Source organism: Oceanispirochaeta sp., assembly GCF_027859075.1.
Classification (GTDB): Bacteria; Spirochaetota; Spirochaetia; order DSM-2461; family DSM-2461; genus Oceanispirochaeta.
Window position 1 is genome coordinate 1 of record NZ_JAQIBL010000101.1, and the last position, 11,096, is coordinate 11,096.

Consider the following 11,096-nt stretch of genomic DNA (forward strand, 5'->3'; position numbering starts at 1 on the left):
GATTTCCCTGTTATTGAGTATTCAAGTTCATTTGTGAGCCCTGCTATCTCATACACGGTTGTTCCCTTCACTACCTTCGTTCCGGTCGTGCCTCCGGGATTCCAGGACAAAAGAAGATGTGCGTAATCACTGTCATCCGGCTCACTCCAGCTGAGGCTGATTTTTTCGGCTCCAGCGCTTATCACAGTCAAAACAGTGTCTGATGGTGCGATTGTGTCTGATGGGTCTGGCGGTGTCGTTGGGTCTGTTGGAGTAGGGGGGTCTGAAAGGAGGTCATCATCATCTTTTGAATTAAGACTGCAGCCGAATAAAAGGAGAGTGAAAATTATTGATATGAGAACTGCTTTATTAAACACTGGTATACTCCTTTGCTCTATTTAAGAAAAGGATACTCCAGCAGCTGATATCACACATCACCCGAAAGTACTAGAAGGGGTTATTTAAAGTTCATTATTCCCCATTCTGACCGGTTTCTATGTGGTTTATGGCATTCATCAACTCTATTTTATTATTAATCCCCAGCTTGTTGTAAAAGTTAGTGATGTGGCTCTTCACGGTATTTTCGCTAATATCCAGTTCGCTTGAAATCTCTGCATAGGTCAAGCCGGTGATCAGCAGTTGAATCACCTCCACCTCCCGCCGGGTCAGTTTATAGAATATCTGGAGAGAGTTGATTGATTTGACCCTGTTCACCCTCATCAGATATCCCATGTTGTCATCAAAGGAGTCTTTTACCTGTTCCAGTACAACGTCATAGACGGTGGTCATGCTCCCTAGGCGGAAGGGAAACCGGAACCGGGCTATCTGGCGTCTGTCCTGCATGATGTCATCAACCAGAGAGTTTTCCTGGTGCTTATGACCGAACAAGTCGAGTAAGTGGGGCTCTTCGGATAGGACTTTATAGAAAAAGGCATCACCGGTCTTATTGAACCAGTTGATGCTTCCATCGGGATTAAACAGGACCACAATGTCATCAATGGAATTCAGGATTTCCATGGTCACCGTATAGGGTGATATTTCCAGCATCCTGTATTTCAGGATGACATAAAATAAGCCTGCGATCCATAAAAGTGTCAATGCTGGAGTTGGAGTCGGGACTTTTAAGAATCCCGCAATATAATCACCCAGAATGGTAATAAGAATGGTAAAAAGTCCAGAGCTAATGATAATCCGGACCTCCATTTTTACTCGATTCAATGTTGATTTCCGTGACCAGAGAATCAGCAGGACAACACTGATGATGTTGTATGAATTGGCCAGGATATGGAGGCCAACATACCAGAATCCCGCCGGGAATGAGGTATAAATACTATTATATACCCAATTCTGATAGATAAAGACGGCCGGTATGACCATGATTAATCCAAAAAATAGTCGCCTTTTTCTATTAGACTTGAATCTTTCTGTTAAAAAGATAAAAAAACGGAGTATAAAAATTTCATAAATCAAAGCTGCCGTGTATTCGAGTTTTATAAAAAAAGTATGATGCGACTGATTCTGAGTGTAGGACAAATAAAACGAGGTGAACGCCCACAGGGCAAAGCAGAAACAAAAATAAGCAAAATTACGATGAAGAGGAGAGGAAGGTTTTATTCTGAAAATAATGATGCCAAGAGTCAGATAAATAGTAAATGAAATGCAGGAAATGATAGAAAATATCAACATTTGCTCACACTCCAGGATAAATGATTTATTGATTATTTATACCATATTTGATCCTGGAATTCTAATCCTGAGGAAACAATTTCCGTCCTGTCCTACTTCAGGCTCAGAATATTTTGTTCATCTTTCTTCAACATGACTGGTTTTGTCCCAATTTTTATATTTAAAGAACCATCCGCTTTGAAGCTTATGCTCTCCTTGGATGGATCATAAATAATATGAACCAGTATCCCCTTATGTATCAGTGAGAAGGAGACCTTTCCCCAATCCTTCGGGAAATCAGGATTAAAGAACAAGCCATCGGCGGTGATCTCCATATCTGCAAACCCATAGAGCAATGCGATCCTTGCCCCTGCCATAGCTGCCAGATGAATCCCGTTATCTGTATTTCCTTCTCTGTTTTCCAGATCGAGGAACAGATTCTTTCTGAAATGATTTTCTGCTTCTTCCTGCCTGCCCGCTAGAGCCGCTGCAGCAGACTGGACTGCTGAGGTCAGGGAAGAATCTCCACTGGTGAGAGGGGCATAATAGTCGTAATTAGAGGCAAAGACCTTTTTGCTGAAATACTGCTTCTGGAGGAGGAGGCCCATGATAACATCAGGTTGTTTCATCACACGATGTCTGTAAATCTTGAGTGGATGATAGTGGAGGAGAAGAGGCCTGTTTTCCAGGGGTGTATTCTCCCAGTCCCAGAGACTTTTTTCCAGAAAAGAATCATCCTGCTTGTAGATATCTGAGTCCTCCATTTTGGGGAGATAAAATGCATGTGATATATCCTGCCAGGATTTAATTTCAGAGTTGTTCAGATCCAGCTGATCCATAAGGTTCTTTGTAAATTCTGGAAACTCATCCTGCAGCTCCAGGGCAATGGCATAGGCATAGCTTAAATGTTCCCTTGCCATAAGGTTTGTATAGAAGTTGTTGTTGACAAGAGCAGTATATTCATCTGGTCCTGTGACACAGTGAAGGCTGTATCCTTTTCCGGAGACTTCAACAGCATAGGCCGCCCAGAAACGGGCTGTCTCAAAGAGCATTTCTGCTCCGCCTTTCAGTAGAATGTCCCTTTCTCCACTGTTATCCAGAAAGCTTTTCATTCCCCAGATAATATCAGCATTAATATGAAACTGAGCTGTCCCTGCTGGAAAAAATGCGGAACATTCTTTTCCGTTAATTGTACGCCAGGGGTAGAGGGCTCCTGCTTCCGAAAGTTCTTCAGCTCTCTCCCGGGCTTCTTTCAGATGAGAGATCCGGTATTCAACAAGAGTCCTTGCTCTCCGGGGATCTATATTGTTGAGTGCTCCCTGTAAATAAACATCCGCATCCCAGAAATAATGGCCGTTATAACCTCCACTGCTCAAACCCTTGGCAGCTCCGCTTCTGGATGGATCTATTCCCGTAGACTGGAGGAGTCCATAGCTGTTAAAGCGAAGAGCTCTCGTATATTCCGGTTTTCCCTCTATTTTTATATCTGCTTTTTCCCAGAAATCCATCAGATAGTTTTCCTGGTCCGCGCAGATCTGATGCCAGCTTAGGTTCTTAGTATTTTCTGATACTTCACTAGCTTTGTCCGGAGGAAATCCTTCAGAGCCCCCGGTTTGAAACCGGGCAGTCAGCATTTTGGAGGCTTCTGAAGTTTCTTTAAGGTCAATGTCCTGAAAAAATGTCTCAAATTGATTTGATTCCACCCCTCCACGGGTGAATTCATCCAGTACCAGGGTACAGCGGTAACTCAGTGTGCTGAATTTACTTGTTTCCTCAATATGACATCCCCGAGGAGTGGGGATATGGTCACTTTTTTTGAACAGCTCATTCCCCAGAGATTCCATTTTACGGGGATCACTGCTTTCATCACTTTCCCGGCTGGGAGGGCCGATTCTCCTGGTAATTCGGTACTGCCCCTGGCCCTTTAAGGTTATTCTGCTGTAAAGGAGGTCTGCATGAACAAGGGAAGTGACCACTTCTTCCAGAACTTCCAGGGATGAACCATTGGAGCCTGATCCCAACCTCCTTGTACTGCGGATACCCCGGAGCATATCCAGTTCTACAGTTCCCTCCGACAAATCAAGTCTCCGGTATTCAGAGTCTATTTTTTGACTAATGTCCCAGTTCAGAACATCCACAAGAGGAATCATGACCTGCTGCAGAGCAGGGTAGCCATAGGCTTTCTCACCATAAGTAATGGGAGTTGTTTCATAAAAGCCATTAATGAATGTACCTGAAGTTTGAGAACTCCCGGGAGCATTGGCCTGAACTCCCAGAAATCCATTACCGGAAAAAAGAAGAGTCTTCAATTCCGGTTTCAACAGGGAATTCTTAAAACCCCTGTTTATTATCCAAAGAGAATTATCGTAATTCAAAAGATTCCTCCTAGAGAATCAGCCCTTCACCGAGCCAGCCATCAGGCCGCGCACAAAGAATCTCTGAAGACCGAAAAATACTGCCAGAGGAATAACCATACTCAAAAAAGCACCGGAAGTGAGGAGATGCCAATCCGCGCCTTTCTCTCCAATCATGGCTGCCAGAGCGCTTGTGACAACCCTGTTCTTATCCCCGAGGAATACCAGAGCCACAAGGTAGTCGTTCCAGACCCAGAGGAACTGGAATATTGCAAAACTGGCCAGGGCAGGGATGGATAGAGGCAGTACCAGACGGACAAAGGTCACGAAGGGTGTGGATCCATCCAGATAGGCCGACTCAAATATATCCCTGGGAAGTGTACTGATGTAGTTGTACAACAGGTAGATAGCCAGGGGGAGACCAAATCCCGTATGGGCCAGCCACATTCCTACAAATGTTCCATTAAGACCCCATCGGGTGTAGTCTCTTAATATGGGTATCAAGGCAATCTGAAGCGGGACAACCAGAAGAGCAACCACCATGATAAACAGAGGTTTCCGTCCTGGAAATTCCATCCAGGCAAAGGCATAAGCCGCAAAGGCAGCAATAAGAATCGGGATGATCGTCGCCGGAATAGCCACGGCAATAGAGTTCAGAACGGCGTCTGCAAAATTGTTACCCTGACGGGTAATTGTATTTCCCTCTCCATCAACAAAGTCGACAGTACCCCCGGAGAGTACATCTCTATAGTTCTGCAGGGTCAGGTTGGCCCCGAATCCTATCCATTTTTCCTCGTAGACTTCAATTTTTCGTGATCTTTTATTTCCATACCAGCGGAGAGTCCTTTTTTCGGATACCGCTATACCCTTACGCCATGCTTCAAAATCTGCTGTCACTCCTTCCATCTCGATGGGAGCATCGGGGTCAGTATCTTCAGGAAGTTCAAATTCACCGGACTTCACCAAATCTTTATGAGGGAGAACAGACCACCATCCTGAGCTGTAAATGTCTCTGGAATCTCTAAAGGATGTTACAAAAACACCTAAAGTCGGTACAGTCCAGGCGGTAACAATAACAATCAGTGTTATCAGTATCAGAATACGCCCTGTCAGGGATTTTCTTGTTTTGATTATGTGACTCATTTCAATACCTTCCTATCCATGAATTGTTTAAGGTTGTAGGGCAGAACAGGTATTATGAACACTAGAAGTACTATAGCGATGGCAGAAGCCTCACCAGAATTTCCATAGGTGAACTGTCTTAAGTAAAATTCATTGGCCATAACATTGGTTCCGTAGTTCCCTCCGGTCATAACCCGTACAATATCAAACAGTTTCAGGCTGAATATCAGAATGGTTGTGGTGACAGTAACAATGGTAGGCATGATATAGGGAATTGTTATACGGAAAAAAATTGTCACCGCATTGGCACCGTCTACCCTTGCCGCCTCATTGATCTCCGTAGGAATACCTTTTATCGCTGAAGAGAGGATTACCATGGCAAAACCTGTCTGCAGCCAGACCATAATGATGATCAGTAGGAAATTATTCCATATGGGGACAAGAAGCCAGGCTTGAGCTTCACCACCAAAGGCGGTAACAATGGCATTCAAGAGGCCGATTTCTGTTATATTGATTCCTTCCCCTTTATAAGCATACATGAATTTCCAAATAACCCCGGCACCAACAAAAGAGATGGCCATGGGCATAAAGATGAGGGATTTAAATATTTTTTCTGCCTTGCTCTTATCTGCCAGAACGGCAATGAGCAATCCGGTAATAATACAAAAAGATGTTCCGAATACCATCCATAACAGATTGTTTCTGTAACTCTCAATCATAATCGGGTCAGTAAAGGCGAATTTATAATTATCAAAAAAGACAAATCCATTACCATTCGCATCAGCAAAGCTGAGTCGCAGAGAACGAAGGGTCGGAATGACCAGCGCCCAGAAGAGCATCAGTACTGCGGGGCCTGCAAAAACTACTGCTACTGCAGTAGACCGGATTTTATGGGGCATTGATTCTGCTACTGCATTCAGCACAAAATAGAGGAGAGACACTGATGTCAATCCCCAGACAACCGCAAAGATTGTCATTAAAACTTTGTAATTCTGCATGCTCTGAAGGACTACAAAGCCCCCCCCCAGAACTCCTACTGTGAGTATTACTAGGGCTACTAAAACACCCTTATTCCATTTTGAATCGATTCTTTGGCTCATTCAGGCCTCCTTCTTATAAAGGAAAAGAGAGGATGGTGATCCATCCTCTCTTTCATTCACATCATTTTGGCCAAGAGGCGTCAATGGCTTTTACGGCTTCATCCAGAGTTATGGATCCGGAAACATAGTCAGTCATCTCTTTCCAGAAAGAACCGGCTCCTACTTGACCGGGCATCAGGTCCGATCCGTCAAAACGAACACTGGTAGCGTTCTGAATGACTTCTGCAACCTTTCTGTCGACTACATTGGTGTACCAGCTCAACTGAGAGTCTTTATGAGGAGATATAGCTCCTCCTGCTTTGACCCAACCTTCAACAGAGGCAGCTGTGGCAAAATACTGCATAACCATTCGAACTTCAGGCCTGTCGTTAAACATGGCATAGATATCACCTGCTACCAGCACGGGTTTTCCATACTGGGGATCTACGCTGGGTAGATAGAAAAAGTCGTAATCTTCTCCGGCTTTTAAGTTATCAGGGAAGAAAGAGGTAATAAAGTTACCCTGTTTATGCAGCCATGCTTTAGGAGGACTTTCAAACATAACCTTGGGAGCATCACCAAAACTGGTTGTGGCAATCCCTTTACGTCCACCGTAAACCATCCCGTCGGCAAACCAGATTGAGGCCATTGTTTCAATGGCTTTTCTAACTTCGGGACTGTCAAATTTCAGTTCACCCGCAACCCATTTGTCATAATTTTCAAGACTTGTGGTTCTGAGCATCATCTCTTCAACCCAGTCTGTTGCGGCCCAACCTGTTGCGGCACCGGATTCAATACCTATGGCCCAGGGAGAATCTCCATCAGAAATCATCATCTTCTGAAGTTCTTGTAATTCGGCCCATGTTGTTGGAACCTTATATCCTGCGGCATCAAAGGCCTTCTTGTTGTACCAGACCAGAGATTTACCGTTAACGCGTCCCCATATTCCTGCCATAATCGGTCCGTCTGGAGACTCCATGGTTCCCATATCAAGCCAGCTCTGAATGTAGTTGGATTTTACTTTAGCCATGTCCAGAGTCTTATTCAGGTCAATTACATAGCCTTTGGCTACAAAGTTTTTCAAGAGACCGGGCTGTGGAAAGTCTACCACATCCGGTGGGTTTCCGCCCTCAATTCTGATGCCGATGGAGGCTTCAAATTCTTTAGATCCTTCATACTGAATGTCAATTCCTGTCATTTCCTCAAATGATTTAATTGACTGTTCAAATTTGATGGCATCGTTATCAACGAAAGGACCGGCCATCGTCACGACTGTACCCCGAACCTCTGCATATTGATCAGCCACCGCTTTTTCTTCTGCAGGTGCTGCAGCTACTGCTTCTTCTTTTTTCTGGCACCCCATGAAAGACAATGAGGCAATCATCAAAAATGCAACTGCTCCAAAAACAAATTTTTTCATACTCTACTCCTTATCTATACAACCCGCGGGTTGTGGATTACATTTTAAGTCGTGGATCTTTCAACAAGCCCCACCTGAAGATTAACTTTTTGTATGACATTCCCATTGCTGGTGATCATTTCCAGAAGAAGTTGTGCGGCTATACGTCCTGAATCTCCAAGATGCTGAGAAATGGATGATAATCCCATCCAGTCCGCCGACTCTATGTCATCGAATCCCAATACAGCCATGTCCTCGGGTATACGAAGATTCTTTTCCCTGGCTGCTTTGATTATTCCAACAGCCTGCAGATCACACATGGCAAAAATGGCTCTTACCCTGTTTCCGGCATCCAGGAACTGTCTAAACACTCTCAATGAATCTTCCACAGTGGTATTTGATTCTAAAATGTTAGAATCCGGTAGATTATACCCCGCTTTTTTCAGTGTTTCTCTGTATCCTTTAAGCCGTAATTCTGAAGGATGGCAGCTGTATGTGATATTTTGATTTTCATCTCCCATAAAAGCACAGGGGAGGTAGTTTTTTTTAATAAAAAGTTCCGCGGCGATTTGTCCGCCTTTTTGATCATCAGCCAGAATCCGGCTGTAGTTTTCATCATCAGATTCAATCATAACTACATGAAGATCTGATGCCTGGAGAATCCGGTTCTGTTCCGGATTCAGATGAATGGACATGAGAATGAGTCCATCTAAACGCCTGGTAAAAGGAACAGAACTCAGATACTCAGCTAACTGTTCGGGACTCTCTATGGTGTAGATAATGACTTCAAAGTTTTTTTCTTTGAAACAGGGGATCATACCTCTCAACCTGTCTACAAAAGAAGGGGCAGGGAAGAAGGGGGTCAGTACTCCGACTCTACGGACAGACTGGCTTGCTTTTGTTCCCGCATTTCCCTGGGGAATATAATCCAGTCTTTCCATGCTGGCTGATATGCGGAGGCCTGTTTCATCCTTGACGCTCTCTGAATTGTTGAGATAACGGGATACAGTCGTAATGCTTACTTCTGAGTCCTTTGCTACATCGTATATGGTTGCTCTTTTACTCATCCTGTCCTGTGGTCTCTTTTACTATAGAAAGAACTTTTATGAAAGTACTTTCATTTATGTTTTCATATTAAACCCAATAAGAGATATCTGTCAAATTAATAATTAACTATCTTTTAGTAATTCTCATTTCTCTGGAACTGAATCTACCCATATGCAGATAAACGAGAATCAGTCCGTGGAGGGTCCTCCTTTTTCTTCTACTACTATTTGATATTTAGTTCTGAATCCTTCACTATTATTCATCGGCTTTGTATTATGGTTGTTCAAAAGGAGAGGAATCGGTGATTACTAAAGATCAAAAATCCAGTTATAACGGTTTTCTATGGCATGGCATATTCCTGGCCCTGACGGTGACTTTCACAGAAGTGAATTCAGTGCTGCCCGCTCTGGTTCTTCAGGTGGGCGGGTCAGAAATTCATATTGGTTTCATAACGGCCATCATGGTAGGATTCCCTCTGGTTTCTCAGCTGCTTTTTGCTCCCTTTATTCAATCCAGGAGAAAAAAGAAGCCCTATCTGCTGGCTGGTTTGTATGCCCGGATGCTGGCTCTTTTTGGCATAGGCCTGCTTCTCAACAATGCGGAGTTTTTTACAGCTGCGGCAGTGCTGACCCTGATTTACTGTGGGCTCACAGTCTTTACGCTCTCCGGTGCTTTTGCCGGAATCAGTTATGTCTCCCTGATCGGGACGACCATTCCCGGGGAACTGAGGCATCGCTTCTTTTTGAGAAAACAGGTTTTCTGGAGCCTGGGAGTGCTCATTTCCGGCATTTTGACCCGTTACGTTCTGGCAGGATTTGCCGGAACTCAGCGCTATACATTTCTCTTTGCCCTGGCCTCTCTGATGCTGGCTCTGGGGTCCATTGGTTTCTGGATGATCAGGGAACCGGAGGTCTCTCTTACTCTATCCGCACCGGCCTCTGCTCCAGGATTGAAAGGAATCCTCAGTTCCATGAAAGTGATCCTGAGAGAAGACAAAACATTTCGATCCTACTGTATTGCCATCAACATGCTGTCCCTTTCCATTGTGGTGATTCCCTTTTATCTGCCTTCTCTTATGAGGCATTTTTCTCTTACTTCAGAAATCATCGGCACAATTGTTCTGCTCCAGATGGGGGGGATGGTTTTGTCTAATCTGATATGGCCCCGGATTATCAAGCCTCTTGGATTCAAGGGTCTTCTGAAAATCCAGGCTCTTGTCAGCCTGCTTATCCCCCTTCTGATGTCAATTCTGTTGTTCAGCGGGTTGGGGTCCTGGGTTATATTTCTGATCTTCCCCTTGTTGGGTGCTCTGGCGGGGGCTCATAAGATGTGCGGAGAAGCCGTGCTTGTACAGATCAGTAAGGAGGATCAACGAGCCCTGTACTCAGGGATTTTTGGGGCCTTGAATCTAAGCAGCGCTCTGGCTCCTCTCCTTGTAGGTTTTCTCCTGGGACATGTTTCATTTCTTCTGCTTTTCCCGATTATGGGGCTTATATCACTCGGCGCTGTCCCTGTTATCAATACAATGGTCTGTCCTGTAGATGTCAGAAAGGCAAAAGATGATATGATTTCATCCCGTTAGAGGTATCATTTCTTCACTGTATGTAAATTCCCCGGTATATAAAGGTTCTTACCAAATCTGATTCCCGGAATTTAAATTTCTTTAGTCAGTTCAGAAATCATGGTATTGTGAAATCTTGTCGCAGGATAAATCTATGGATTGGAGTTAACTATGGCATTTAAGAATCGTTCCGACGGGACATTGATCACAGATTTGCCCTCATTTCGTGGAATGCTTCCTTTTCTGATGAAAACCAAGACAGAGTCAATCATCTACTTTGAACAGGAAATAGATGTGACCGAGACCCTTTCCTATATAAGACAGTTCAATGAATCCATGACTGAAAAAAGTAAAAAAATTACCATATTTCATGTCTTTCTCTGTGCCTTTGTTCGGACCATAGCCCTCAGGCCTCAGTTGAACCGCTTTATATCGGGATACAAGTACTATCAGAGGAATGAGATTTCCATCAATTTTGTAGCGAAAAAAGTACTCTCCGATGAAGCGGAGGAGATCAATGTAAAAATAGCCTTTAACCCCGGGGAAACTCTCAGGAGTCTGCCAGCCCGAGTTCATCGCTACCTTAATAAAGCCAGAAGTCTGGATGGAAATATCAATTCCTCAGAGACTGACTTTCTCATGAAATTTCCCGGTCCTGTTCTGCGGTTGATCATGAAAACATTCCGCCTCCTGGATTACTGGAATCTGGCTCCTGCCGGCATGATCCGTGTTGATCCCATGTACAGCAGCCTGTTTCTGACCAATCTGGGTAGTGTCGGGGTGGATGCACCTTTCCACCACCTTTTTGAGTGGGGTAATAACGGACTCTTTGCCGCCATTGGAAAGATCAAAAGGGTCTATTCCATGAACAAGGAAGGTCAAATCATCAG

The 11,096-nt window shown here is 44.2% G+C and carries 8 protein-coding genes and 1 pseudogene; 2 read left to right on the forward strand and 7 right to left on the reverse strand.

What is annotated here, in order from left to right:
- The 7 genes and pseudogenes from PF479_RS05645 to PF479_RS05675 form a co-directional block, all read right to left on the reverse strand.
- Positions 1–356: pseudogene (locus PF479_RS05645) on the reverse strand (hypothetical protein); the annotation flags it as partial.
- Between the two features lie 94 nt (positions 357–450).
- Positions 451–1,665: a LuxR C-terminal-related transcriptional regulator gene (locus PF479_RS05650; protein WP_298003339.1), complete on the reverse strand. Its 1,215-nt coding sequence runs from the start codon at positions 1,663–1,665 to the stop codon at positions 451–453.
- A 92-nt stretch (positions 1,666–1,757) separates the two neighbouring features.
- Positions 1,758–4,019: a glycosyl hydrolase family 65 protein gene (locus tag PF479_RS05655; RefSeq protein WP_298003342.1), complete on the reverse strand. Its 2,262-nt coding sequence runs from the start codon at positions 4,017–4,019 to the stop codon at positions 1,758–1,760.
- Between the two features lie 18 nt (positions 4,020–4,037).
- Positions 4,038–5,141, reverse strand: coding sequence for a carbohydrate ABC transporter permease (locus PF479_RS05660; protein ID WP_298003344.1), 1,104 nt, complete (start codon positions 5,139–5,141; stop codon positions 4,038–4,040).
- Positions 5,138–6,220, reverse strand: a complete 1,083-nt coding sequence (locus tag PF479_RS05665) for a carbohydrate ABC transporter permease (RefSeq protein WP_298003347.1) — start codon at positions 6,218–6,220, stop codon at positions 5,138–5,140. The genes PF479_RS05660 and PF479_RS05665 overlap by 4 nt, the downstream gene beginning before the upstream one ends.
- 61 nt (positions 6,221–6,281) lie before the next feature.
- On the reverse strand, positions 6,282–7,619 hold the full coding sequence (locus PF479_RS05670; RefSeq protein ID WP_298003349.1) for an ABC transporter substrate-binding protein: 1,338 nt from the start codon (positions 7,617–7,619) through the stop codon (positions 6,282–6,284).
- A gap of 44 nt (positions 7,620–7,663) precedes the next feature.
- The gene (locus PF479_RS05675) at positions 7,664–8,665 is read right to left on the reverse strand and encodes a LacI family DNA-binding transcriptional regulator (RefSeq protein WP_298003351.1); all 1,002 of its coding nucleotides are present in this window, start codon (positions 8,663–8,665) and stop codon (positions 7,664–7,666) included.
- Positions 8,666–8,946: 281 nt separating this feature from the next.
- Here PF479_RS05675 and PF479_RS05680 point away from each other — a divergent pair, with 281 nt between their 5' ends.
- Positions 8,947–10,227 carry an MFS transporter gene (locus PF479_RS05680; RefSeq protein WP_298003354.1) on the forward strand — a complete coding sequence of 427 codons (1,281 nt, stop codon included), beginning with the start codon at positions 8,947–8,949 and terminating at the stop codon, positions 10,225–10,227.
- A gap of 150 nt (positions 10,228–10,377) precedes the next feature.
- On the forward strand, positions 10,378–11,096 hold a 719-nt coding region (locus PF479_RS05685), incomplete at its 3' end, for a 2-oxo acid dehydrogenase subunit E2 (RefSeq protein ID WP_298003357.1).

What these genes read in the sequence shown, in the direction of transcription:
- PF479_RS05660 (WP_298003344.1), bottom strand. Translation starts at nt 5,141, where the DNA reads ATGAGTCACATAATCAAAACAAGAAAATCCCTGACAGGGCGTATTCTG.
- PF479_RS05650 (WP_298003339.1), bottom strand. Translation starts at nt 1,665, where the DNA reads ATGTTGATATTTTCTATCATTTCCTGCATTTCATTTACTATTTATCTG.
- PF479_RS05670 (WP_298003349.1), bottom strand. Translation starts at nt 7,619, where the DNA reads ATGAAAAAATTTGTTTTTGGAGCAGTTGCATTTTTGATGATTGCCTCA.
- PF479_RS05665 (WP_298003347.1), bottom strand. Translation starts at nt 6,220, where the DNA reads ATGAGCCAAAGAATCGATTCAAAATGGAATAAGGGTGTTTTAGTAGCC.
- PF479_RS05675 (WP_298003351.1), bottom strand. Translation starts at nt 8,665, where the DNA reads ATGAGTAAAAGAGCAACCATATACGATGTAGCAAAGGACTCAGAAGTA.